Origin of the sequence: Rhizobium sp. AG207R (assembly GCF_027109195.1) — a bacterium.
In the GTDB taxonomy this organism is placed as follows: Bacteria; Pseudomonadota; Alphaproteobacteria; order Rhizobiales; family Rhizobiaceae; genus Rhizobium; species Rhizobium dioscoreae.
The window spans coordinates 203,439-225,100 of sequence record NZ_JAEPVT010000011.1 but is presented as its reverse complement, the minus strand read 5'-3'; the positions used below and the strand labels follow the sequence as shown (position 1 = coordinate 225,100).

The following is a 21,662-nucleotide window of genomic DNA, read 5'->3' as shown; positions in this document are numbered from 1 at the left end:
TTGTTTTGGCGTCAAGGCGTACGGAAATAAGTTGCAAGACTTTTGTGTGCCTCGACCCGGACACGTTCGAACTGCACCGAGCCGCTACCAGCGCTTGACCTTAACACGCGGAATAGAGAAGTGCCCTAAATCTGTCGCCACGCCCCGATCAGCATGCGCATGAAATGCTCTGCAGCGGGGGACAAGGTGCCTCCGCGGCGGCGCACAATGCCGATGGTGCGCGAGATCTCGGGGTTTCTGATGGGACGCGTGATCAGGAAGGGATGTTCTCCCTGGGGGGTCGCCATTTTCGGCAGCACGGAAATCCCGAGCCCCGCCTCCACTAGGCCGAGCGATGTGGAAAGATGGGTCACTTCGTAAAACCAGTTGAGCTTGATGTTGGATCTGGCCAGAGCGGCATCGAGCAAAGTCCTGTTCGCGCTCGAGCGATGAACCGTAATTAGGGGATAAGGCTCGAGATCCTGCCATCGGACCTCTTTCTTTTCCGCTAGCGGATGGTCCCGCTTGGCCGCCAGGACAAACGGGTCTTCCGCTAGCCTCTCGAAGACCAGATCGCTGTCCGAGCTTCCCATGATATTGATTCCGAATTCGACTTCGCCGCGCGCCACAGCCTGAAGTGCTTCGGTCGCAGTCAGATCGAGGATCCGAAGCCGGATATTCGGATATTCATGGTTGAACTGGCGGATGACGGAAGGCAGGAAATAAAATGCTGCCGTCGGCAGGCATGCAATCGTTACCAGGCCTCCGCGCTTGGCTCCCAGTTCCCGCATCGAAAACAGCGAACCGTCGAATTCTTCGAGCATACGCTGCACCAGAGGCACGAGTTCGGTTCCAAGAGCGGTGGCCGCGACATGGCGCGTCGTCCTTTCCAGCAGCGGCGCGCCGATCGCCTGCTCCAGCTTTTGAATGCGGCGGCTGAGCGCCGGTTGCGACATGTTCAGCTGATCGGCCGCGCGATGAAAGCCCTGCAGCTCGACCACGGCGAGGAAGGCTCTAAGGTCAAGGATCTCACAATTGATGTTCATTTCGTATCAATGTCCTCAATTTTAGCATTTCACATATCAATCATTAATTCTATAATAGCAATAACAAGGCGAATTAATACGATAATCACATCATATGGCGAGAAAAACGCATGAATGATTTACTCTCCATACCGTGTGTCCTGATGCGGGGTGGCACCTCGAAAGGCCCGTTCTTTCTGGCGTCGGACCTGCCACAGGACCCGGCCGAGCGGGATCAGGTGCTTTTGTCCGTGATGGGCTCGGGGCATCCGCTTCAGATCGATGGTATCGGAGGAGGAAATCCGGTCACCAGCAAAGTTGCCATCTGCGGACCGGGAACGGTGCCCGGTGCTGATGTGGACTATCTGTTCGCGCAGGTTCGTGTCGACAGGCAGATCGTCGATACCTCACCCAATTGCGGGAACATGTTGGCGGCTGTTGGGCCGTTCGCGATAGAGGCGGGGCTTGTCCCGGTCGCGGGAGACACCACCCTCGTCAAGATCTTCAACGTCAACACCGGCAAGATGATCGAAGCCGAGGTTCCGACGCCGAATGGTGCGGTCGCCTATCTCGGCGACGCGAGAATTGACGGCGTACCCGGTCAGGCCGCTCCGATCGCGCTCACGTTCAAGGATGCGGCGGGTGCGCGAACGGGTGAGCTTTTTCCAAGCGGCAAATCGACAGAGACGATCGCCGGCATCGATGTGACCTGTATCGATTGCGCGATGCCGATGCTCCTGATCGAGGCAGCCTCGCTTGGCGTGACCGGATACGAGAGCGCTGCCGAACTGAACAGCAATCATTCGTTGATCGAACGGCTGGAAGACCTTCGCATCCTCGCCGGCGAGAAAATGGGAATGGGTGACGTTCGCGGTCAAGTCACTCCGAAACCGGTCCTCATCTCTCCCGCCCGACAAGGCGGCGCATTGAACGTTCGCTACTTCATGCCGAACGAATGCCATCCGTCACTGGCGACGACAGGCGCTGTCGGGATCGCAACGGCCTGTGTAAGCGAAAACACCGTCGCATCCCGCCTTATCGGCGTTCAAACACCGCCTATCGTGCTTTCCATCGAACATCCCAGCGGCCATCTGGACGTGAAGTTGCAGTTGCGGGATGGGAAGCTCGTCGCCGGGATTCTTCGCACGGCGCGCAGGCTGTTCGAGGGCCATGTCTTTGCAAAGCCTGCCAAAACGCTGGTTTGTGCAGCATAATCAATCAACCTATGGTGCCGGGAGGGTGCCAAAATGGAGGAGATCAAATGAAAAAGCTTATTCTCGCACTCGCGGCAGCGGTAGCGCTGTCCGGAACGGCTTTGGCGGAACCTGTTCGCATAAGCGTCGGTTCCTACAACCTCAACAACCTGCCTTTCCCGGTCGCGCAGGGCTTGGGTCTTTATGAGAAAGAAGGGCTGGAGGTTACCGTTGAAAACTTCGCGTCAGGCGGATCGAAGACCTTGCAGGCCCTGGTTGCCGGCTCGACGGATGTCGCTGTCGGCTTTTACGACCATACGATTCAGATGCAGTCGCAGAACAAGCACGTTGTCGCCTTCGTGGAGCTTGGGCGCAATTCCGGGCTCGTTCTAGCTGGCGGCAAGGACGCGAAATTCGATCCGAAAAATCCGCAAACGATCAGGGGCGCCAAGATCGGAATCACCGCTCCGGGATCGTCCTCGGATTTCTTTATTCGCTACTATCTTCAGCGGCATAAGCTCTCGGCGAACGACGTTTCGATCATCGGCGTCGGATCGGGCGCCGCGGCAGTGGCGGCTCTTCAGCAGGGCAAGATCGACCTGCTCGTCAATTATGATCCCGCGGCGACGTTCGTTGTCGAGAAGGGCGTCGGAAAGATCCTGATCGACGCCCGCAATGACGATGGCGCCAAGGAAATCTATGGCGGCATCTATCCGACATCGGTCCTTTACGCCACGCAGGACTACATCTCCAAGAATCCGGAGACCATTCAGAAGGTCACCAATGCAACGGTAAAGGCGCTTCAATGGATGAAGACGCATAGCGCCGCGGAGATTGTCGAAAAGCTTCCGCCGGAATTCATTTCGGGCGACAAGGAGACGTATATCAAGGCAGTTGAAAACGCGCGGCAGATCTTTTCCACGGACGGGCTGCTCGACGAAAAAGATATCAAGACGCCTCTCGATGTCCTGACGTCGTTCAACGACAAGGTCAAGGCTGCCAAGATCGACCTTTCCAAGACCTATACCAACGAATTTGTAGCGAAGGTGCCGGCGACGGCATCGAACTAAGGGAGGTTAAGATGTCCGTGACAGCCTTAAAGCCGGCAACACAGACACCTCATGCAGCGGCGGCGTCCAAGGCAATGGTGGCAATCGAAAATGTCACCATGTCCTTTGGCTCCTTCGTCGCGGTCCAGGATGTAAATCTGACGGTGGCCGATGGCGAATTCGTCGCCATCGTGGGGCCGACCGGCTGTGGCAAAAGCACGATCCTGAATGCGATCGCCGGCCTTCTCAAGCCGGCAAAGGGCTCGGTCTCGATTGATGGCGGCGTGGTCTCGGGCGTCCAGAATAACATCGGCTATCTATTTCAGCAGGACGCGCTATTCCCTTGGAAAACCGCGATCGAGAACGTGGAACTGGGCCCCTTGTTCCAAGGTGTCGGCGCTGGCGAGCGCCGGGAGCGGGCCCTCAAATGGCTGGCCAAGGTCGGTCTTAAAGGCTTTGAGGACCGCTATCCGCATCAGCTTTCCGGCGGCCAGCGTAAGCGTGTGCAAATGGCGCAGGCGCTGATAACGGGGCCGAAAGTCATCCTCATGGACGAGCCATTCTCCGCCTTGGACATTCATACCCGGCATCTCATGCAAAATGAACTGCTTCGCCTGTGGCAGGAAGAGCGGCGGGCTGTGGTTCTGATTACGCATGATCTCGAGGAAGCGATTGCCCTGGGGGATCGTGTCGTGGTTCTGGCGTCAGGTCCCCGGTCGCGCGTCATCGACAGTTTCCCTGTCGATCTGGAGCGTCCTCGCGATGTCGCGGAGATCAAGCTCGATCCCCGTTTTACTGACCTCTATCGCAATATTTGGGCTTCCCTGCGCGGTGAAGTGGAGAAAAGCTATGAACGCCATGACTGAGAGACTTACCCAACTGGCATTGCTGCTGATGATCGTCGGCGGTTGGGAGATCGGCGTGAACCTCGGCGTGGTCGATGTCTTCTTCTTTCCCTCGCCCGTCGATATCATAAAGCAGGTGTTCGCATGGGTTGCCGATCCCAGCTTCTTCAAGCATGTGACCATTACCTTGACCGAAACAGTGCTCGGCTACGTTATCGGCACGGCTCTCGGCGTGGCTGCGGGAGTATGGCTCGGCCTGTCGCGCTCGGCTGCTCGGATCCTCGATCCATTCATCAAAGGCCTGAACGCCATCCCGCGCGTGGTCCTTGCTCCGATCTTTGTCCTTTGGCTCGGTCTGGGGCTCTGGTCCAAGGTGGCGCTCGCCGTCACGCTCGTGTTCTTCGTGACCTTTTTCAACGCAATGCAGGGCGTGCGTGAAGTCAATCCCGTCGTGCTGTCGAACGCCCGTATCCTCGGCGCGAAGAAGTCCGAGCTCCTGCGTCACGTCTATTTCCCGGCCGCGGCGAGCTGGATTCTGTCTTCGCTTCGAACATCCGTGGGGTTCGCGGTCGTCGGCGCCATCATCGGTGAATATCTGGGTGCGTCGGCCGGCCTGGGATACCTCATCGCGCAGGCGGAAGGTAACTTCGATGCCGTCGGCGTCTTCGCGGGCATCTTCATCCTGGCGGTGTTCGTCCTATTGATCGATCTCGTCCTGGATTTCGTCGAAGCTCGCCTGATCAAGTGGCGTCCCCGCGCGGCGGAACGGACCACCTAATTGCGCCACGGTCGGAGAGAGAAGGAAACCGGCGAGCATGTATCCGCACATGTTCGCGGTTCGCCGCAACGAGGCCGGATACGGAAATCGGCAAGAGGGTCTCTGAGACGATTGTCAGCGTCGGAAGAGACCGAGGCGTGGCGAACATCGGACTCTATCGCTCGCTCTCTCCAACTTAAGGCTGATTGCGCATTACACGCGGAACGGCTTTGTTTCCGTCGGACTCCATTCATGAGCGGCAAAATGATGAAGCTCGTGGGCGCCCATTACGGGACAACGATCCGAGCAGTTTCTGGTAGGGTTCGCGAGCCACTGAGATGGCGTATGGCTCCGAATTCATCCCGCCTTTAAAGCGCGTCGGTGAGCTTCTATCGCCAGCCCGTCGTTTAGGGCGAGCGCTGATACGGAGAACCAACCGCGAGGATTGTATTGCACGCGTGGGAAAAGGGTCCTTACTCGTAAAAGACCGCAAATGTGGGCCGGAGTACGATGCCACAGGCTACAAAGGCCGATTGGATACATGATCGAGCCGGCGCCCGGCCAGCGAGCTATAAGTCGCGCAATCGATGGCTCATAGAAGAAAATCGAAATACAACGACCTCTTGCTGCGGCTGAATTAAGCTCAGGCTCTAAGCCGTGGGCGGGTCGGACTGGAGGGAGGATAGCGCATCAACTCCCTTCGCTCTTGGGATGCTGATACGCAACGTCCGGCTGGAACCGACACTCCGCGGCGCACACTAGGATATTTGCTCGAACGTATCGGCGTTGGTTTGCACGGAATGAGCCCAACCGAGCTTTCGCGCCCTACCGGATTGCTCGGGCTTCTTGCTGGTCACAACATGCCAGATCGTCTGGAGCTTTTTCTCGCGCAACATTCCGGTGAATGAGCAGATGGAGGTCGAACCTTCGCCCGCCATTCCAAAAGCGAAATTTATGCAATCATCGAACCAAACGCCAGCCACCGGCAACTCGGAGCCAAAAAAGACACTGTCTTGCAGCGCGGTCTTGAATGTCCCTCTGATTAAACCATCCTGCTCGTCGGTTATCTTGACCGTCGAGCCATATTGATTGCGCCAAATTCCAGTCCAGCTCATGATGGATGTCTCCTTGACGTTTTTGTGGGCGGCAAGTCGATCAGGCGTTGCGGGCCTGTTCCGGACGTCTGGTCAACCGAATTCCTCGACAATCCTCACACAGACGCCGGCAGACTTACGGAGCGTTATTCACGAATAGGACGCCCATAGGCTGCTTTTTTCCCTTTGCCTTTAGAGACCGGAGATGTTTCGGCTTCGCGTTCCGTCTCTTGGTGCTGCTCTTCGGCCCGTTGCCAATGATCGAGATCGCGTCCGTCGGGCCGCCCTTCTTCCTCCCAGATCCTATAAGCTCGCTCGCGGCGCTTGGCTTCATCATCATCCATTGACTTGCTCCTTGATGTTGAATGCGGATTTCTAAAAGCTTGGACAGCGTCAGCGATCTAATCGACCAGGAAATCGAAAGTTCCCTCTGGATAATTTATTGCGGAGAAGCGCGTGCAGGTTGAGCGCGCGGTGGTGGCTCGCCGAAGATGGCGCAAGCTCAGGAGGCATGGCTGAAAGTTCCGCTTTGGCAGTCGGCGATGCATTTTTCAGCTGCCTTTGCTCCGATGAAGGAACTCTGGATGCCCACGCGAGTTGGGGTCTCTCTTTCAAGGAGGACAGAGACATGCAAGTGAACGCAGCAATGACGCGCGACGTGCGCGTCGCAAATCCTAATCATTCCATTCGCGACGCCGCGGTCATGATGGCCGATCTGGATGCCGGCGTTCTTCCTGTCGGCGAGAACGACAAGCTCGTGGGCATGATCACGGATCGCGACATTACAGTCCGCGCTGTCGCACGCGGCAAGGGACCCGACACCAGGATCAGTGACGTGATGTCGGCAGAAGTTAAATACTGCTTCGAAGACGATGATGTCGACGACGTGATGACAAACCTGGGGAACATCCAGGTGCGGCGGCTGCCGGTGCTCAACCGAGACAAGCGGCTGGTCGGCATACTCTCGCTCGGAGATCTCGCTGTTTCCATGGCTGATGGGTCCGCCGGTCCCGCGCTCGCCGAAATCTCCAGACCCGGTGGAGCGCATTCGCAGACCTGAACCAGCAATTATCGAAGGAACGACGCCATGTCCGCATCGAAAACAACCACGGACCATGAAACAATCCGTAAATGGGTGGAAGCAAGAGACGGCCGTCCATCACGTGTGAAAAGCGCCGGCGGCAATGGCGGCCTTTTGCGGATCGATTTTGGTGAGCCCGAGCACAACTTCGAAGAAATCGGCTGGGACGAATTCTTCCGGATCTTCGACGATAACAAGTTGGCGTTCCTCCATCAGGAAGAGACGGAGGACGGTCGCGAAAGTCGCTTCAATAAATTCATCAATCGGTCGTGATGTCGGCGGCGGTCTTACGCCGGCGGCAGCGATTATTCCTGGAAAGGCGGTTTAACATGCCCAAGATGATGGCCATTAGAATGCATGAGTTCGGCGATGCCGATGTCTTGCGGCTTGACCAGATCGAACGGCCCTCCCCCGGTGAAAACGAGATTTTGGTCAAGGTCGCGGCAGCAAGTGTCAATCCCGTCGACTGGAAGATCCGCAAGGGTGGCTATCCCGCGGTCAAGCAAGATGACCTGCCGATCGTTCCCGGACGCGATCTCGCGGGCACTGTCGAGGCTCTTGGTCACAAAGCAACCGGCTTTGCCAGCGGCGATCGCGTGATCGCGTTCCTCGACATGAAGCGGGGCGGCTACGAGGAATATGTCGCCGTTCCGGCTGCGTTGCTCACGAAAATGCCATCCTCGATCAGTTTCGAGGAAGCCGCGGCCATTCCGCTCGCCGCCATGACCGCATGGCAGGGATTGTTTGATCATGGCCGCCTTCGAAGCGAGCAGCGGGTTCTGATCCATGGAGGGGGTGGAGGCGTGGGCCATTTCGCGATCCAGTTCGCGAAGGCCAAGGGAGCTTGGGTCGCAACGACTGTTTCGGGGCTGGACATCGATCTTGCCCGGCGCCTTGGAGCGGATCAGGTCATCGACTACAAGTCCGAACGTTTCGAGGATATGCTCGATCCCGTCGATATGGTCTTCGACCTTGTCGGGGGTGAAACACAAAAGCGCTCGTTCGAAGTTATCAAGAACGGAGGCGTTCTGGTGTCGACACTAGGCGAGCCGGAACGACCGGACACCGTATCCGGTAATATCCGGGTTGCCGGCTATATGGCCACGCCGAATGCGGGCCAGCTTCATGAAATCGTCGATCTGATAGAACAAGGGCAGGTCAAAGTCCTGCTTCACAAGGTTTTTCCGCTTGATATGGCCGCAAACGCTCAACGAACCCTGGAAAACGAGCACGTCCAAGGAAAAATCGTTCTGAGCGTGGACTGATCGGCGAAGATAGATGGATTGCCGACACTGGACTTATTTCAACCGATCGGAAGGGTGATGGTAGACCAAGCTGTCCGGTGTGGTTGCACAGCAGTCGTGCAATTCTGGAATTCCATTCCGTCAATGCAAGGACGATCAAGAACGCCTAGCTCGATCCGACTGCAATAACGCCGCTTGACGGCCAAATAATCGCCTTGGCACCCAGGCAACTCTCGCCGACGCGCCTGAGCCGGCCATCCAGGTCATCCCGATGACCGGCGCGCCATCGGGATGACAGGTTTGAAAGAGCATTTCGCCGCCGTTGCCCGGCACGATCAAAGGCCATGCAGCGGGGGGACCGTTTGACTTCGTTCTGGATTTAATTCGGGGTCACGTCGAAGCCGAACCATTTCTGAGACAGCTTCGCGATCGTGCCGTCGGCTTTTGCCGCCGCGATCGCATCGTTGAACATCGCCTTCAGCTGGGTGTCGTCCTTGCGCAGACCGACGGAACTGCCGCGGCCGAGGAGGCCGCCTTGGAAGCGCGGTCCGGTCACGGTCATATCTTCATTGCCGGGTTTTGCCGCCGCCGTCGACAGATAGGCCATCGACGCCATGATGAGATCGACGCGGCCGGCCTTCAGGTCGAGGTCATGCTGCTCGGTCGTCTTGTATTCGCGAATATTGGCAACGCCCTTCAGATATTTGTCGAGGAAGGTTGCCGCGATCGATGCCGTCTGCACGCCGATCGTCTTGCCCTTGAGCATCGGTTCGAGTTCCTTCAGCGCCTTGGCCGCACCGGCTTCATCCGTCGCGAGGGAAAACACCTGGCCCTTCATGGGAAGATCGACAAGGGAGGAATCCTTCAGGGTTGCGAACGTCTGGCCGGTGGTGCCGTAGGAATCGCTAAAGGCAATGACCTCCTCCCGCTTTGCGGTCGCCGACATGCCGGAAATGATCGCGTCGAATTTGCCCGCATTGAGCGCCGGGATCATGCCGTCGAAGGGCTGGATGACGGTCGTGCATTCGACTTTCATGTGATCGCAGAGATATTTGATCAGTTCGATCTCATATCCGTCCAGGCTGCCGTCCGCCTTGGTGAAATTCCATGGGCGAAAAGCACCTTCGGTCGCGATGGTGACATGCGTCCACTTTTTGTCCTCGGCGCGCACGACGCTCGCCGTCGCGAACGTGGCGACCATCATGAGCGCGGTTAGAAGTCCGGTCAGGTATTTCATGATCGAGTTCCCCATTGTGATTGAACTTGAAATTATTGGCTGATGAACTGGCGGAAGCGCTCGGAACGTGAACCGGCAAAGACATCCTGCGGCTTGCCGTCTTCCTCGACGACGCCCTTGTGCAGGAAGATGACGCGGCTCGAGACATCGCGCGCAAAGCCCATCTCATGCGTAACGACGAGCATGGTGCGTCCCTCCTCGGCGAGCGCGCGCATGACCCTCAGGACCTCGCCCACGAGCTCGGGGTCGAGCGCCGATGTCGGTTCATCGAACAGCATGACCTTCGGATGCATGGCGAGGGCGCGCGCGATGGCCGCGCGCTGTTGCTGGCCCCCCGAAAGATGAGCCGGGTAGAAATTGCGCTTGTCGGCGATGCCGACCTTGGCGAGCAGCGCTTCCGCTTCCTCGATGCATTCGGCGCGCGAACGGCCCTGGACGTGGACGGGCGCCTCGATCACGTTCTCGAGCACCGTCTTGTGGGACCAGAGATTGAAGCTCTGGAACACCATGCCGAGTTGGGAACGGATGCGATCGACCTGCCTTCCATCGGCTGGACGATGGGCGCCGCGGGCTGTGCGCTGCATGCGGATCGTTTCGCCCGCCACGGTCACCTCACCGGAATCGGGCGTCTCCAGCAAATTGATGCATCGCAGGAATGTCGATTTTCCGGAGCCTGAAGAACCGAGAATCGAGACGACGTCGCCTTCCAGCGCATCGAGCGAGATACCCTTGAGCACCTCGATCGGTCCAAAGCTCTTGTGCATGTCGCGCACGCTGAGTGCGATTGGCGTGGCAGTCATCGCGGATCTCCTACGGGGGCCGCCCCGGCGGCGGTATCGTGCGTCACCGGCACGGGCGGGCGCAGATGCGGGCTCAGCCGATACTCGGCAAACTGGATGAGGCGTGTCAGCACGAAGTTGATCACCAGGTAGATGGCACCTGAAACGACGAAGACCTCGATGGCGCGGTAGGTCTCCGAAATGATCTTCGCCGCGACGCCCGTGACTTCCATCAGCGTGATGATCGAGGCAAGCGATGTCGCCTTCACCATCGAGATCATCTCGTTGCCGTAGCCCGGCAGCGCCTGACGGATGGCAAGCGGCAGGATGATGCGCCGGAACATCATGAGTCGATGCATGCCGCAGGCGCGCGCAGCCTCCACCTGCCCATGCGGCACCGAGAGCAGACCGCCGCGGATGATTTCGCTGGCGTAGGCCGCGGTATTCAGTGTCAGCGCCAGGACGGCGCACCAATAGGGATCGCGCAGAAATGGCCAGAAAATGCTGTGACGGATGACGGGGAACTGGCCGAGACCGTAGTAGATCAGGAAGATCTGGACGAGCAACGGCGTGCCGCGAAAGACGAAAACGTAGAGCCGGGCAAACCAGTCGAGGACGGTGACGCCCGATAGGCGAGCAAGCGCCAGAAGCAATGCGAGGATGGCGCCGAGGCAGATCGACGTCACCGCGAGTTCGATCGTCAACGGGATCGCCGCGACAAGGCTCACGAAAGTCTCTTCAAGGAATTGCCAATCCATCAGCGTTTCCTCACACCGCGCGACAGATGGCGCTCTGCTTGCTGGATGATCAGGCTGGATAGGGTCGAGATCATCAGATAGATCACCCCTGCGATCAGGTAGAAATCGAACGGCAGTCCCGTGGAGCCCGCGCCGACCTGCGCCTGACGCAGCAATTCGGCGACGCCAGTGATCGAGACCAGCGCCGACTCCTTGAGAACAACCTGCCAGACGTTACCGAGCCCCGGCAGCGCATGACGCAAGGTCAGCGGCGCGATAATCCGGCGCAGGCGCAGCCAGCGCGGCATTCCGCAGGCGATGGCGGCCTCGATCTCACCGGGATGCACGGCCTTGAACCCGCCGCGCAGCACCTCCGTGAACTGCGCACCGGACGTGACGCCGACGGCCAGGGAACCGGCGAGGAAACCCGGAAAACCGAGGAAGCCCTCCGCTCCGAACATCTTACCGATGGCCGTGACGACCGCGCTGCCGCCGAAGTAAAAGAGATAGATGACCAGCAGATCGGGGATGCCGCGAAGAACCGTCGTATAGGCATCCGCCGTGGCGCGTGCAATCCGGTTGCCGGCGATCTTGCCCCACGCGCCGAGCGTTCCGATGCAGGCGCCGACTGCATAGCCGGAAATCGCGACAAGAATGGTCATCCAGGCGCCGGCCAGGAGAGCATGACCCCAGCCATCCGGACCGAAGCCAGCAAGCTCGAATAGGGTTGGCTGGTTCATCCGCTTGACCTGAAAGAATGGATGTGCGCAGGGGAAGTCATGGTCTTAGCCTCGGCCGGGAACGGTGGATGCGGGACGCGCTCAATTGGCCTCGAAGGTCGGCGTCAGGTCGATCTTGCTCCATTTTTCCGAGAGCTGCTTGATCGTGCCATCCTTGGCCGCTTGCTTGATGGCATCGTCGAATTTCGCCTTCAGATCGGTCTCGCCCTTGCGCATGCCGAGAGCGACCTCCGTTGCCAACATCGCACCCTTCACCAGGGGGCCGGACATCATCAGATCGTCGTTGCCGGGTTTGGCGAGTACGGAGGTTTCATAGACGCCGCTGTCGAAGCCGGCATCGATGCGGCCTGCCTTGAGATCAAGATCGCGCTCTCCGGAGCTCTTATAGGCACGCACCGTCACATCGGATCCGAAATAGGAATTGATCAGCTGCTCCTGGCTGGTCGACTGGACGACACCGACCGTCTTGCCCTTCAAGGCCTTGCCGATCTCCGCCATCACCGGATCCGCTTTCGCCTTGTCGTTGAGATTGAGCCGCTCACCCGTCATCGGGAGAGGTGAAACCGATCCATCCTTCACGAGCAGGAAGCTTGCGACACCGCTCGCATAGGGTACGGTGAAATCGACCACCTGTTTGCGCTTATCGTTGATGCCGAGCGTCATCACCAGATCGAATTTGCCGGCATTCAGGCTTGGGATCATCGCGTTCCATTCGCCGGCGATCAACTCGCAATCGACCTTGGCGCGCTTGCAGAGATCGTTGATGAGATCGACGTCGAAGCCGGCAAGCTTGCCGCTTGAATCCATCAGGTTCCACGGCGGGAACGCGCCTTCGATGCCGACCTTCACCTGCGTCCAGTCTTTGGCGCCGGCGGTCAGCGGAGCAAGGGAGGCAATCATGCCGAATACGGCGGCAAGCATTTTTCTGTTTTTCATCTTCGTTCCCCTTTTCGGCCGCCTAAGCGGCCTTTTGTCAGATCCGGTATTCTCGGCGTCAGTTCTCCAGAGCCGCTCGCAGGGCGGCATTGGCCTCCCGCAGCGCGTAAGCGATGCGATTTCTCGTCTGACGCGCGTGAACGACGTAGAAAGCGGTATCCTGCGCGCCCTCATCCAGTCTCGCCAGCGAGCGCAGCCCTTCCAGAGAGGGCCAGGCGACGTGCGGTAGCGCGGAATCAGGATGGAAGCGTTCGCCGCTCGTATAGTTCAGCGGCACCAGATGCCGCCCGGCATGCATCAGCGAGGCATCGATCCGCGCCGCTCGTTCCGGCTTGGGATCCCTCACCTGCAGAAGCGAATTTGCGTTGACGCGCAAGTCTTCTATGGCCCGGGACAAGCCGGAGATATCGAGACGGCCGGCAAGCGCTGCCTGCAATTGCCCAATCTGCTCGTCGAGGGAGGCGGCATATTGAGTGTAATCCAGCGGCAAGACGGGCAAAGTCAGCAGCCGCCAGAGAACTTCGAGAACAATCGCCGTGTCCCGGCAAAGATTGTCCGGATCGATATGTTCGGCGGTGTCGTGCGGCGTATGCCACCACCATCCAAGCGCCGTCAGCATCTTGACGGGTCCCGGCGGCTGATGGCTGAGGCTGCCGAACATCGAGGGAATACCGATGCCCCAGAAGGACTGATCCGCGGCGCGGCCATGACGCCTGCCGGCGTGTTTCTGTCCGGTCACACGCTCGATCACATCCGCAGCCAAGGGCCTGAGTTCGTCGATCACACCGGAATTGGTGAGGACGGTAGCACCCTCGCCGCCGGTGGAATCGACATTGACATGGACGGCGCAGCGGCGATCGAGTTCGTCGAAATACTCGTCGGCGTACCAAGCTGAGCCGGAGTAGCGGCCATGGGAATGACCGGACCAGAAGCATATGCGCAAGCCCCTGCGCCATTCCGAGGCACGAAGCGCGAGCAGGCGCGCCGCCTCGAGCATCGTCGCATTGGCGCCGCCATTGTCCATGACCCCGAAATGCCAGGTGTCATGATGGCCGGAAAACAGGACGAAAGGTCCATCGTCGCCTTTCGGTTGAAGCTCGGCAACAAGCAACGGCGTCTTGCGCCAACCCGTGTCCACCTCCGCGCAAAGCGTTGCAGTCACCGCCTCTCCGCGCGCAAGCCTTTCACGCAGGCGGCCGCCATCATCCTTAGCGATCGAGCAGATGACGGTCGTCGGCAGCCTGTCGCGCGTGTGTTGCGACGGGCTGCCCCAGACCGGGGAGACGCACATCTCATAGAGATGCTCGTTCGGACTGATGTGAAGTTCGCCGAGCGCGCCGAAAGCACTCGCAAGCGCGGCCACTTCTTCGGTCGCGATACCATCGACCAGAACGATCTTGCCGGCGATATCCTTGCCGGCGAAATCGGCTTCGGTTCCCTCGCCGACATGGATGAGATTGCCGGTTACTCCCGCGGCTGGTGTCGAGATCGACATGGAATGCGTGATGCAACGAAGGTTCTTGCCATCGATCTCAACCGTGGCGGCACGTGGCAAGCTGATGAAGGCATCGTGCGACAGAAGCCGCGTGCGATAGCCAAAGCCGTCCATCTCAGCCTGGAGATAGCGGAAGCTTTCCAGCTCTTCGGCCGTGCCCGAAAGCTTTACTCGGCGCGCGAATTCGCCGATATGCGCCATCAAGCGCGCGCGATCGGGCTTCAGACCGGCCTTAGCCATTGGCCTTCTCCGGCAGCGGCGGCTCGACATCGTCCGGGATCGGGTTGACGAAGGGCGTACCTTCGAGGCGTGCTTTGTGATCTTCCTTGGCGGCCGCGATGAGCGCGGGATTGCGGATGAGTTCGACGGCCGTGCTCGCCATCACCTTGGCGGCATGTTCGGTGCCCTTGTGAGCGACAGGCAGCTTGCCCTGCGCGACGAGCTGCCAGGAGTGGCCGGGCGTGCCGATCGCATAGGTGGCGCCGCGCATCTGCACGGTCGGGACGACCCAGCTGACCGTTCCGACATCGGTCGAGCCGACCAGGGTGCCATCGCCGGCGTTCAACGGAAAGATTTCCTCACAGAGCGCCTGGCCCTTCTTCGGCTTCAATGCAAATCGGCCGTAGGAAGCGGCAATATCCTCCGCGCTGAAGGTCTGCTGAAACTTCAGCGCGGTCTCGCGATCCGCGTCGTCAAACACGGGCGGCCCGAGCCGATTCAGCTGCGCGAACATGCATTCCTCGAGCGGTGTATTGCCAACGAGATTGGCGTCGCCGCTGATGATCTCGCTGCGAACCGTCGTCTCTGTCATTAAGGCGGCACCCTCGGCCACCTTCTTGACCCGGGCGACCAGCGAAAGGAGTTCCGGCAGGGTCCGCGCCCGCACGAGATAACGCACGGTGGCGCGCGCCTGCACGACATTGGGGGCCGCGCCGCCGGTATCGGTGACGGCATAGTGGATGCGCGCCGTCGACGGCATGTGTTCGCGCATGTAGTTGACACCGACATTCATCAGCTCGACCGCATCCAGCGCGCTGCGGCCAAGATGAGGCGTGGCAGAAGCGTGCGAGGCACGGCCGGAAAAATGGAAATTGATCTCGTTGCAGGCGAGCGAAATGGGATTGTTGACGCCGGCGAAGGCCGCCGGATGCCAGGAGATCGCGATATCGACATCATCGAAAACGCCAGCACGAACCATGAAGCCCTTGGAGGATCCACCCTCCTCGGCCGGGCAACCGTAATAGCGCACCCTGCCCTTCAGGCCGTTTTCCGCGAGGAAATCCTTGACCGCGGCCGCCGCGAGCATCGAGCCGGCGCCCAGCATGTTATGGCCGCAGCCATGGCCATTGCCGCCATCGACCAGAGGCCGCTCTTCCGCGACACCGGCTTCCTGGCTCAATCCGGGCAGCGCATCGAACTCGCCGAGGATCGCGATGACCGGACCATCCTCGCCCGCTTCGCCCATGACAGCCGTCGGCAGGCCGGCGATGCCGCGCTCGACACGAAACCCCTGACGCCCAAGCATCGCGGCATGTTCTTCGGCGGATCTGTATTCCAGGTAGTTCGTTTCAGGAATGTCCCAGATCCGATCGCTAAGCGCGAAGAATTCCGCGCTTTTCCTTTCGACAATGTCCCAGACCGCCTCGGAATTTTGCATGGACTTGCCATCCGCCTCATATAATGGATACTAAATTGGTACCAATTTATGTGCCAATAAGAACGGATGCGCAAGAGATGAGCATGAATATTTTTTTGGCAGCCATAGCGCGCGCCGTGTTGAAAAATGTGGACCTATGATAGTCATCGCCAACTTGGGAAGGTCTGGGAGAGCTGCATGAACTCGCTGGAAGCTGAAGCGGCGGCGCGGTCGCACGGAGGAGAGGCGCCCGACGTGACCGAGCTCATTCTCCAGGACATCCTCGCGGGCAGGCTCCCACCGGGAACATGGCTGAAGCAGATCGATCTGGAGCGTCGGTACAGTTGTACGAGGCCGCAGGTGCGACGGGCGCTCGACCGCCTCGTGCAGAAGCGGCTTGTCGAGCACATTCCCAATCGCGGCTATCACGTGCACGAGCAGGACGGGCGCCGCGCCCAGGAAGTAAGCGATATCCGCGTGATCCTCGAAGTGGCGATCAGCGATCGCATCGTCGCCAATGCCGGCGATGCGGATATTGCCAATTTGCGCGCGCTGGCTTCGCGCTTCGATGATCTGGTGCTCAATGGCACCATGCTCGAGCTTTACGAAGCCAATCTCGCTTTTCACCGCTACCTGCTGGTACTTGCAGGAAATCAGGAGCTTGTCGAACTCATCACCGAAATCCGGCAACGCACCTCGTCGGCACCGGTCTCGCAATGGCGAACCCGAGCCCGCATCGAGCAGTCCGGCCGCGAGCACCAGCAGATGATCGATGCAATAGAGAAGCGCGACGTCGATATGCTCAAGGAACTGACCCGCAGGCATATTTTGCAGACATGATTGATATCGACCACAGCCTGGGGCATGCCCTGCGAGGCTATCGGCCGGGGCCGCGACCCCATTTCACATCGCGGGCCTATCCGCGCCTGGATCTGTCCCAGATCATTCGGACCGTCTTGCCGTGAACGCAATGATGGCGGCCGCCAGAAACAGAACACCGCTATAGGCGAATGGGCTCCACCACCCGACGCCGTCGAACAGCAGCCCGCCTGTGAAGGCACCGGCGGTGATTGCCGCCTGGATCAGCGCCACCAGCAGCCCGCCGCCGGCCTCGAGTTTGTCTGGGATGGCCCGGGTCATCCATATGTTCCAGGCAACAGGAATGGGCGTGGCGAAGAACCCGAACAGGCAGAGGAGCGCGGCGACCGCAATACCGGAAGGTGCGAGCGGGATCAGCAGCAGAGCGATCGCGGCGAGCGCCGCGGGGAATCCGGCGAGGACGGCATCCAGATGCGCTCGCAGCAGGAAGCCGATCAAGGACGTGCCTAGCAGGCCGAACACGCCGATGCCGAGGAGCACGACCGACAGCTCGTTCACATCAAGCCTCGTCACATCTCCAAGGAGCGGTCGAAGATAGGTCGATAGCGCGAATTGGCCCATGAAGAAGAAGGACATGGCGGCCATGCTGATTGCCAAGACGCGGTTTCGCAGCAACCCGAGCGGACCGCCCCCGTCATTCTTCGAACCGCCGGGTATTCGCGGCAAGGCGAAGATTTGCCAGACGAAGGCGATGATGCCGACCGGAACGACGATGAAGAAGGCACCGCGCCAGCCTATCAATCCGCCGAGGAAGCTTCCCAACGGCTGAGCGATGACCGTGGCCAAAGCAGTACCGCCCTGCAGCATGGCGAGGGCCTTTGGAATGTCCTGTTCGGCAGCGATGCGCGCGACGATAGAGGTGGACAGCGACCAGAAACCGCCGATCGCGATGCCGATCAGCGCGCGGCCGAGCATGAAGACGAGATAGTTGGGCGCGAATGTGATCGCCAGACCCGAGAGCACCATCACGATCGTATAGGACAGGACCACCGTTCGCCGATCCAGCCGCCCCAGCACCGTGTTGCTGAACAGGCTGGTGACGACCGCGAAAAATCCGGAAACGGAAATCGCCTGCCCCGCCTGCCCCGCGGTAATGCCAAGCTCCTCTGCGATCGGGGTTAGCAGGCTGACGGGAAGAAACTCGGAAGCGACGAGGGTAAAGGTCATCAGCGTCATGCAGATGATCGCGGCCCATGGGCTGGCCGCACGCTCGACGGCGCGGTCATAGGTGGTTTCCATAACAATTGTCCAAAGTTGCCTGAACGCGCTGTTCAGCGGAAAGTCTTGATGGTGGCAGGGGCGCTCGTCGCGGCGATGAATTGCCTTTTCTTCATGGCCTGCTCCTCACATCCCGAGCAGTGCCCTGATGGCCCGGCACTCATCCATGGCCTTGTAACCATGCGCGACATCGGCAAGCGGAACCGCCAGATCGAAGACCTTTCCGCGATTGATGAATGATTGTCGCGAGCATGGCCCGGTCTCCCGTCGGGGCGCGTTGCGCCTGTCCGTTTCGCATTCGGGAGAATACATAGCATCGCTCGATAAATCGGATTAGATGGGGTAATTTGCATGAACCTATCGAAAATTGATATTAATTCGGCCCGCGATTATCGGATAGGACAAGCTCATGCCACGGGAAAATTTCAACGAACTGCTGGTGTTCCTGGCCGTCGCCGAGGAACGGAGCTTCACGAAAGCGGCCGCAAAGCTGGGCACATCCCAATCGACGCTCAGTCATGCGGTGAAGAAACTTGAAGAACGTCTTGGCATGCGCCTGCTGGCGCGCACGACGAGAAGCGTTGGACTGACGGAGGCGGGCGAACGGCTCCAACAGTCCCTGTCGCCTCGCATCGCCGAGATCGAAGCGGACATCGAAGCCTTGACCGTCTATCGGGAACGCCCGGCAGGAACCGTCAGGATCACGCTTTCCAACCACGCCATGGAAAGTGTCGTGTGGCCGAAATTGTCGTCCATCCTTGCCGATTACCCTGATATCAAGCTTGAACTCAGCGTCGATGGCAGCTTCCGCAACATCGTCGCGGACGGGTTCGATGCCGGCGTCAGGCTTGGCGAAAGCCTCGAGAAGGACATGATCGCGGTACGCATCGGCCCCGACTGGAGGCTGGTGGCGGTCGGCTCGCCAGAGTACTTTAGAACCCGATCAGCACCGCTGACCCCACAGGAGCTGATGCGTCACAACTGCATTCGTCGACGCCTCGGCCGCATCGGCGGTCTCTATGCCTGGGAGTTCGAGAAGGACGGAGAGGAGATCCGGGTCAGGGTCGAGGGCCAGCTCACGTTTAATACCGATCGCGAGATGATATCGGCCGCTCTCGACGGACACGGAATTGCCTACGTTCCGGAAAGCTATGTCGAGCACCATCTGGAGGCGGGGCGACTTCAACTTGTCCTCGACGACTGGTGTCCGAAATTCGCGGGCTACTACCTCTATTATCCCAGCCGCCGACAGAATCTTCGCGCATTCTCCGTCGTCATCGATGCCCTTCGCGAAAGAGGCTGAAGTCAAACACCAACGATCCGACCAAGGCGCTGTTATCGGTGCCGGAGGGCGGTCAGGCCAATCGAGAAGCCGCAGCGGACTTGGGAGGCGGCTCGGATGCTGCTCAGCCCGCTAAAATCAATCAGCCGCAGCGGCAGCAATTCCTGTGATTGATCCGAGCTTTAGGGCGGGATCAGATTGGGATAGGTTGTAGCCTGCCGGATGCATCCTGAGATCCGGACAGCTTGCGCGACGGTGGAATCGTTCGGCTGTTCATTCCGCTGCCTCGTCGATTTCCATGTAGCGCGCCAATGCCAAGGCCGCATTCAGCATATGTTCGCGCATGACTAGGGCCGCTTCCGTCGCATCGCCCCGGATCATGGCGCGCAGGATCGCCTCGTGCTCAAGGAATGAAGCCGTCAATCGCTTCGGTTGCCGCAGCTGAGTCCTGCGGAATGGCAGCAGTCTTGCCCGCAGCCTCATCAATTCATCAAACAGAAACTCGTTATGCGCACCGCGATATAGCGTTTCGTGGAAGGACAAATTGAGCTTATCATACTGTTCAAAGTCGTCTGCCTTCGCCGCGAGTTCGGAACGCTCATGAATTTCGGTCATAACCGCGCGCTCCACGCCCGTTATCCGATGGGTCGCCAGACGGACGCACATGCATTCCATCTCGGCGGTCACTTCGAACATCTCCATCAGCCGCGGCAAGGTCAGCGGCAGGACGGTTGCGCCTCGCCGCGGACGAATCTCGACGAGCCCGATCGCCTCCAACTGACGTAAAGCATCCCTTACCGGCGTGCGGGAAGCGCCGAAGCGGCTGCTGAGCGTTGCCTCGTCCAGGCTTGTGCCGGGCCTTATGGCGCCGGAGGAAATCTCATCCATCAGCACCAGTTTAATGCGCTGACCGATCGATCCAGCTTCGTCAAATTCCGTCATGTCAAACCTTGTTTCCGATTTGGCGGGCAACCATTCAGTTTTACACCATCCAATTCGACAGATAGCAATCGATATGAAGCATGGTGCCGCATCCGGCCCGTTTTGCCTGCTGGCGAGGAGGCCATCGACGACGGCTGGATCGGCAAGCATCGGGGTATAGCCGGGCGCCCAAATCGTACCGGCGATCCCGTGCAGGATGCGGCATCTAAAAGCCTTTTTCTGCACCGGTTCGACCGGCTTTCCCCATTTTGTTTCAGCCCCCTGCAATCGCCCTGACGGCGAGATAAAGGATCGAAGGCGCTACAAGGCAGCCCAGCCCCGTGTGAAACGTCGCCGTCAGTGCGCCATAGGGGACGAGACGGCGATCGGTCGCCGCCAGGCCGCCGGACACGCCGCTGACGGTTCCCATCAGGCCGCCGAACACCATAGCGCTGCGGGGATTGTCGAGACCGATCGCCTTGGCCACGATCGGTGTTCCGACCATGACAAGGACCGCCTTGAAAACACCGGTCGCAATCGACAGCGCGATCACGGCCGAGCTTGCGCCCAGAGCGGCACCCGTCACAGGTCCCACGATGTAGGTAACGGCACCGGCGCCGATCGTCGTTATGGATACCGCATCCGTATAGCCGAAAGCGACGGCGAGCAACGAGCCGACAATGAACGGAAGAACCGTGCCGAGGCCAAGGGCAAGCGCACCGACAGCGCCAGCCTTGCGTGCTTGGCCGACATCGACCTCGAAGGCCGTGGCGACGATGGCGAAATCGCGCAGCATGGCTCCGCCCATGAGGCCGATGCCACTCAGGATTGGAATATCCACCACCCCTTTCTCGCCTCCGGTCCACAAACCAGCCGCGAAGGCGGCGGCGAGCCCCAGAACGATCGCGATGGCCGAGCCGTGGACACGGCCGAACAGGACATGTTTCGAAATGGCGTTCGACAGCCACATGACCAATCCGACGATGGCGAATGCGGTAAGCAGGCTGTTGGCGGTCAAGCCGTGTTTCAAGATCTCCATGGCGGCCTCCCTCAGACCGGATTGCTGGAGGTGGCAAGCTCACCCCTGGCCCTCGTTTCGATTTCGTCCATCGTTTCGCCTCTCTCGCCGATGCGACTCATCAGGGCGACGGTCGCGAAACAAACGAAAACCGTCACGATACCGGCGATCAGCACCAGCGGACCGCTGCGCGCGGCCACCAACACGTTTTGCTGCGCCGCCATGGCGACGACGATCGGGATGTAGAGAGCGCCCCAGAACTCGACACCGAGTTTGAGCGGCAGCGTCAACAAGCCCCGCCTACTCAGCCAAAGCCGCGTGGCGATAAGCAGGATCATGGCAATGCCGACACCGCCGACATTCGCCTTCACGCCCAGCGCTACCCCCAAGAGATCACCGAGGATGCTTCCCAAGAGGGTGCAAAGGGCAAGCATCGCGACACCAGAGATCATCATGAGCGATCCTCCCCGCATGCGCTTCGATAGAAATACGAGTTCACCATTTTTCCCCTCCAATG

23 protein-coding genes and 1 pseudogene are annotated in these 21,662 nt (G+C 59.6%); 9 read left to right on the top strand and 15 right to left on the bottom strand.

Features of this window, described 5'->3' with window-relative positions:
- Positions 1-125 precede the first annotated feature (125 nt).
- Positions 126-1,025 carry a LysR family transcriptional regulator gene (locus tag JJQ51_RS25350; RefSeq protein ID WP_113331799.1) on the bottom strand — a complete coding sequence of 300 codons (900 nt, stop codon included), beginning with the start codon at positions 1,023-1,025 and terminating at the stop codon, positions 126-128.
- A gap of 110 nt (positions 1,026-1,135) precedes the next feature.
- Here JJQ51_RS25350 and JJQ51_RS25345 point away from each other — a divergent pair, with 110 nt between their 5' ends.
- From JJQ51_RS25345 to JJQ51_RS25330, 4 genes are all read left to right on the top strand, one after another.
- Positions 1,136-2,218 (top strand): 4-oxalomesaconate tautomerase, encoded by a 1,083-nt coding sequence (locus JJQ51_RS25345; RefSeq protein WP_113353343.1) that lies wholly within the window; start codon positions 1,136-1,138, stop codon positions 2,216-2,218.
- 47 nt (positions 2,219-2,265) lie between these two features.
- Positions 2,266-3,267, top strand: a complete 1,002-nt coding sequence (locus JJQ51_RS25340; RefSeq protein ID WP_113353344.1) for an ABC transporter substrate-binding protein — start codon at positions 2,266-2,268, stop codon at positions 3,265-3,267.
- A gap of 74 nt (positions 3,268-3,341) precedes the next feature.
- Positions 3,342-4,112 carry an ABC transporter ATP-binding protein gene (locus JJQ51_RS25335; protein WP_173002534.1) on the top strand — a complete coding sequence of 257 codons (771 nt, stop codon included), beginning with the start codon at positions 3,342-3,344 and terminating at the stop codon, positions 4,110-4,112.
- Positions 4,096-4,869 carry an ABC transporter permease gene (locus tag JJQ51_RS25330; RefSeq protein WP_113353345.1) on the top strand — a complete coding sequence of 258 codons (774 nt, stop codon included), beginning with the start codon at positions 4,096-4,098 and terminating at the stop codon, positions 4,867-4,869. Before JJQ51_RS25335 ends, JJQ51_RS25330 begins: the two co-directional genes overlap by 17 nt.
- A 737-nt stretch (positions 4,870-5,606) precedes the next feature.
- On the opposite strand, the gene JJQ51_RS25325 is transcribed toward JJQ51_RS25330, so the two are convergent.
- On the bottom strand, positions 5,607-5,963 hold the full coding sequence (locus tag JJQ51_RS25325; protein WP_113353346.1) for an avidin/streptavidin family protein: 357 nt from the start codon (positions 5,961-5,963) through the stop codon (positions 5,607-5,609).
- A gap of 125 nt (positions 5,964-6,088) precedes the next feature.
- Positions 6,089-6,286: a DUF2934 domain-containing protein gene (locus JJQ51_RS25320; protein ID WP_113353347.1), complete on the bottom strand. Its 198-nt coding sequence runs from the start codon at positions 6,284-6,286 to the stop codon at positions 6,089-6,091.
- 284 nt (positions 6,287-6,570) lie between these two features.
- Between JJQ51_RS25320 and JJQ51_RS25315 the strand changes: the two genes are divergently transcribed.
- The 3 genes from JJQ51_RS25315 to JJQ51_RS25305 are packed head-to-tail and all read left to right on the top strand — an operon-like array spanning position 6,571 to position 8,288.
- Entirely contained in the window at positions 6,571-7,002 is a 432-nt protein-coding gene (locus tag JJQ51_RS25315; protein WP_113353581.1) for a CBS domain-containing protein, read from the top strand.
- Positions 7,003-7,029: 27 nt separating this feature from the next.
- Positions 7,030-7,296 (top strand): hypothetical protein, encoded by a 267-nt coding sequence (locus JJQ51_RS25310; protein WP_269245467.1) that lies wholly within the window; start codon positions 7,030-7,032, stop codon positions 7,294-7,296.
- Positions 7,297-7,352: 56 nt separating this feature from the next.
- Complete coding sequence (locus JJQ51_RS25305) at positions 7,353-8,288, top strand: NADP-dependent oxidoreductase (protein WP_269245466.1); 936 nt, start codon at positions 7,353-7,355, stop codon at positions 8,286-8,288.
- 358 nt (positions 8,289-8,646) lie between these two features.
- On the opposite strand, the gene JJQ51_RS25300 is transcribed toward JJQ51_RS25305, so the two are convergent.
- The 7 genes from JJQ51_RS25300 to JJQ51_RS25270 all read right to left on the bottom strand — a co-directional run bounded on the left by JJQ51_RS25300 (position 8,647) and on the right by JJQ51_RS25270 (position 15,848).
- Positions 8,647-9,504: a transporter substrate-binding domain-containing protein gene (locus tag JJQ51_RS25300; RefSeq protein WP_269245465.1), complete on the bottom strand. Its 858-nt coding sequence runs from the start codon at positions 9,502-9,504 to the stop codon at positions 8,647-8,649.
- A gap of 32 nt (positions 9,505-9,536) precedes the next feature.
- Complete coding sequence (locus tag JJQ51_RS25295; protein WP_113353350.1) at positions 9,537-10,304, bottom strand: ABC transporter ATP-binding protein; 768 nt, start codon at positions 10,302-10,304, stop codon at positions 9,537-9,539.
- Positions 10,301-11,041 carry an ABC transporter permease gene (locus JJQ51_RS25290; protein ID WP_113420714.1) on the bottom strand — a complete coding sequence of 247 codons (741 nt, stop codon included), beginning with the start codon at positions 11,039-11,041 and terminating at the stop codon, positions 10,301-10,303. Before JJQ51_RS25290 ends, JJQ51_RS25295 begins: the two co-directional genes overlap by 4 nt.
- Entirely contained in the window at positions 11,041-11,760 is a 720-nt protein-coding gene (locus JJQ51_RS25285; RefSeq protein ID WP_112721666.1) for an ABC transporter permease, read from the bottom strand. The genes JJQ51_RS25290 and JJQ51_RS25285 overlap by 1 nt, the downstream gene beginning before the upstream one ends.
- Positions 11,761-11,841: 81 nt before the next feature.
- On the bottom strand, positions 11,842-12,696 hold the full coding sequence (locus JJQ51_RS25280) for a transporter substrate-binding domain-containing protein (protein ID WP_113388765.1): 855 nt from the start codon (positions 12,694-12,696) through the stop codon (positions 11,842-11,844).
- 58 nt (positions 12,697-12,754) lie between these two features.
- Positions 12,755-14,431, bottom strand: a complete 1,677-nt coding sequence (locus JJQ51_RS25275) for a M28 family peptidase (RefSeq protein ID WP_269245464.1) — start codon at positions 14,429-14,431, stop codon at positions 12,755-12,757.
- Positions 14,424-15,848 (bottom strand): M20 family metallopeptidase, encoded by a 1,425-nt coding sequence (locus JJQ51_RS25270; protein ID WP_269245463.1) that lies wholly within the window; start codon positions 15,846-15,848, stop codon positions 14,424-14,426. The genes JJQ51_RS25275 and JJQ51_RS25270 overlap by 8 nt, the downstream gene beginning before the upstream one ends.
- 177 nt (positions 15,849-16,025) lie before the next feature.
- Between JJQ51_RS25270 and JJQ51_RS25265 the strand changes: the two genes are divergently transcribed.
- Positions 16,026-16,667: a GntR family transcriptional regulator gene (locus tag JJQ51_RS25265; RefSeq protein WP_113420712.1), complete on the top strand. Its 642-nt coding sequence runs from the start codon at positions 16,026-16,028 to the stop codon at positions 16,665-16,667.
- Positions 16,668-16,769: 102 nt separating this feature from the next.
- On the opposite strand, the gene JJQ51_RS25260 is transcribed toward JJQ51_RS25265, so the two are convergent.
- Together JJQ51_RS25260 and JJQ51_RS32995 are read right to left on the bottom strand one after the other, a co-directional pair.
- Positions 16,770-17,945, bottom strand: a complete 1,176-nt coding sequence (locus JJQ51_RS25260; RefSeq protein ID WP_269245462.1) for an MFS transporter — start codon at positions 17,943-17,945, stop codon at positions 16,770-16,772.
- A 105-nt stretch (positions 17,946-18,050) separates the two neighbouring features.
- A pseudogene (locus tag JJQ51_RS32995) lies at positions 18,051-18,158 on the bottom strand (IMP dehydrogenase); the annotation flags it as partial.
- Positions 18,159-18,333: 175 nt separating this feature from the next.
- Between JJQ51_RS32995 and JJQ51_RS25250 the strand changes: the two are divergent.
- Positions 18,334-19,227 (top strand): LysR family transcriptional regulator, encoded by an 894-nt coding sequence (locus JJQ51_RS25250; protein WP_269245461.1) that lies wholly within the window; start codon positions 18,334-18,336, stop codon positions 19,225-19,227.
- 252 nt (positions 19,228-19,479) lie between these two features.
- Here JJQ51_RS25250 and JJQ51_RS25245 read toward each other — a convergent pair whose 3' ends face one another.
- The 3 genes from JJQ51_RS25245 to madL form a co-directional block, all read right to left on the bottom strand.
- Positions 19,480-20,148, bottom strand: a complete 669-nt coding sequence (locus JJQ51_RS25245) for a GntR family transcriptional regulator (protein ID WP_113353357.1) — start codon at positions 20,146-20,148, stop codon at positions 19,480-19,482.
- A 253-nt stretch (positions 20,149-20,401) separates the two neighbouring features.
- Entirely contained in the window at positions 20,402-21,166 is a 765-nt protein-coding gene (madM, locus tag JJQ51_RS25240; protein ID WP_113353358.1) for a malonate transporter subunit MadM, read from the bottom strand.
- An 11-nt stretch (positions 21,167-21,177) separates the two neighbouring features.
- Positions 21,178-21,600, bottom strand: a complete 423-nt coding sequence (gene madL, locus JJQ51_RS25235; protein WP_269245460.1) for a malonate transporter subunit MadL — start codon at positions 21,598-21,600, stop codon at positions 21,178-21,180.
- Positions 21,601-21,662: the final 62 nt, after the last annotated feature.

What these genes read in the sequence shown, in the direction of transcription:
- JJQ51_RS25290 (WP_113420714.1), bottom strand. Translation starts at nt 11,041, where the DNA reads ATGGATTGGCAATTCCTTGAAGAGACTTTCGTGAGCCTTGTCGCGGCG.
- madM (WP_113353358.1), bottom strand. Translation starts at nt 21,166, where the DNA reads ATGGAGATCTTGAAACACGGCTTGACCGCCAACAGCCTGCTTACCGCA.
- JJQ51_RS25250 (WP_269245461.1), top strand. Translation starts at nt 18,334, where the DNA reads ATGCCACGGGAAAATTTCAACGAACTGCTGGTGTTCCTGGCCGTCGCC.
- madL (WP_269245460.1), bottom strand. Translation starts at nt 21,600, where the DNA reads ATGATGATCTCTGGTGTCGCGATGCTTGCCCTTTGCACCCTCTTGGGA.
- JJQ51_RS25345 (WP_113353343.1), top strand. Translation starts at nt 1,136, where the DNA reads ATGAATGATTTACTCTCCATACCGTGTGTCCTGATGCGGGGTGGCACC.
- JJQ51_RS25245 (WP_113353357.1), bottom strand. Translation starts at nt 20,148, where the DNA reads ATGACGGAATTTGACGAAGCTGGATCGATCGGTCAGCGCATTAAACTG.
- JJQ51_RS25325 (WP_113353346.1), bottom strand. Translation starts at nt 5,963, where the DNA reads ATGAGCTGGACTGGAATTTGGCGCAATCAATATGGCTCGACGGTCAAG.
- JJQ51_RS25260 (WP_269245462.1), bottom strand. Translation starts at nt 17,945, where the DNA reads ATGGAAACCACCTATGACCGCGCCGTCGAGCGTGCGGCCAGCCCATGG.
- JJQ51_RS25320 (WP_113353347.1), bottom strand. Translation starts at nt 6,286, where the DNA reads ATGGATGATGATGAAGCCAAGCGCCGCGAGCGAGCTTATAGGATCTGG.
- JJQ51_RS25340 (WP_113353344.1), top strand. Translation starts at nt 2,266, where the DNA reads ATGAAAAAGCTTATTCTCGCACTCGCGGCAGCGGTAGCGCTGTCCGGA.
- JJQ51_RS25265 (WP_113420712.1), top strand. Translation starts at nt 16,026, where the DNA reads ATGAACTCGCTGGAAGCTGAAGCGGCGGCGCGGTCGCACGGAGGAGAG.
- JJQ51_RS25305 (WP_269245466.1), top strand. Translation starts at nt 7,353, where the DNA reads ATGCCCAAGATGATGGCCATTAGAATGCATGAGTTCGGCGATGCCGAT.
- JJQ51_RS25315 (WP_113353581.1), top strand. Translation starts at nt 6,571, where the DNA reads ATGCAAGTGAACGCAGCAATGACGCGCGACGTGCGCGTCGCAAATCCT.
- JJQ51_RS25275 (WP_269245464.1), bottom strand. Translation starts at nt 14,431, where the DNA reads ATGGCTAAGGCCGGTCTGAAGCCCGATCGCGCGCGCTTGATGGCGCAT.
- JJQ51_RS25285 (WP_112721666.1), bottom strand. Translation starts at nt 11,760, where the DNA reads ATGAACCAGCCAACCCTATTCGAGCTTGCTGGCTTCGGTCCGGATGGC.
- JJQ51_RS25330 (WP_113353345.1), top strand. Translation starts at nt 4,096, where the DNA reads ATGAACGCCATGACTGAGAGACTTACCCAACTGGCATTGCTGCTGATG.
- JJQ51_RS25280 (WP_113388765.1), bottom strand. Translation starts at nt 12,696, where the DNA reads ATGAAAAACAGAAAAATGCTTGCCGCCGTATTCGGCATGATTGCCTCC.
- JJQ51_RS25295 (WP_113353350.1), bottom strand. Translation starts at nt 10,304, where the DNA reads ATGACTGCCACGCCAATCGCACTCAGCGTGCGCGACATGCACAAGAGC.
- JJQ51_RS25350 (WP_113331799.1), bottom strand. Translation starts at nt 1,025, where the DNA reads ATGAACATCAATTGTGAGATCCTTGACCTTAGAGCCTTCCTCGCCGTG.
- JJQ51_RS25300 (WP_269245465.1), bottom strand. Translation starts at nt 9,504, where the DNA reads ATGAAATACCTGACCGGACTTCTAACCGCGCTCATGATGGTCGCCACG.
- JJQ51_RS25270 (WP_269245463.1), bottom strand. Translation starts at nt 15,848, where the DNA reads ATGCAAAATTCCGAGGCGGTCTGGGACATTGTCGAAAGGAAAAGCGCG.
- JJQ51_RS25310 (WP_269245467.1), top strand. Translation starts at nt 7,030, where the DNA reads ATGTCCGCATCGAAAACAACCACGGACCATGAAACAATCCGTAAATGG.
- JJQ51_RS25335 (WP_173002534.1), top strand. Translation starts at nt 3,342, where the DNA reads ATGGTGGCAATCGAAAATGTCACCATGTCCTTTGGCTCCTTCGTCGCG.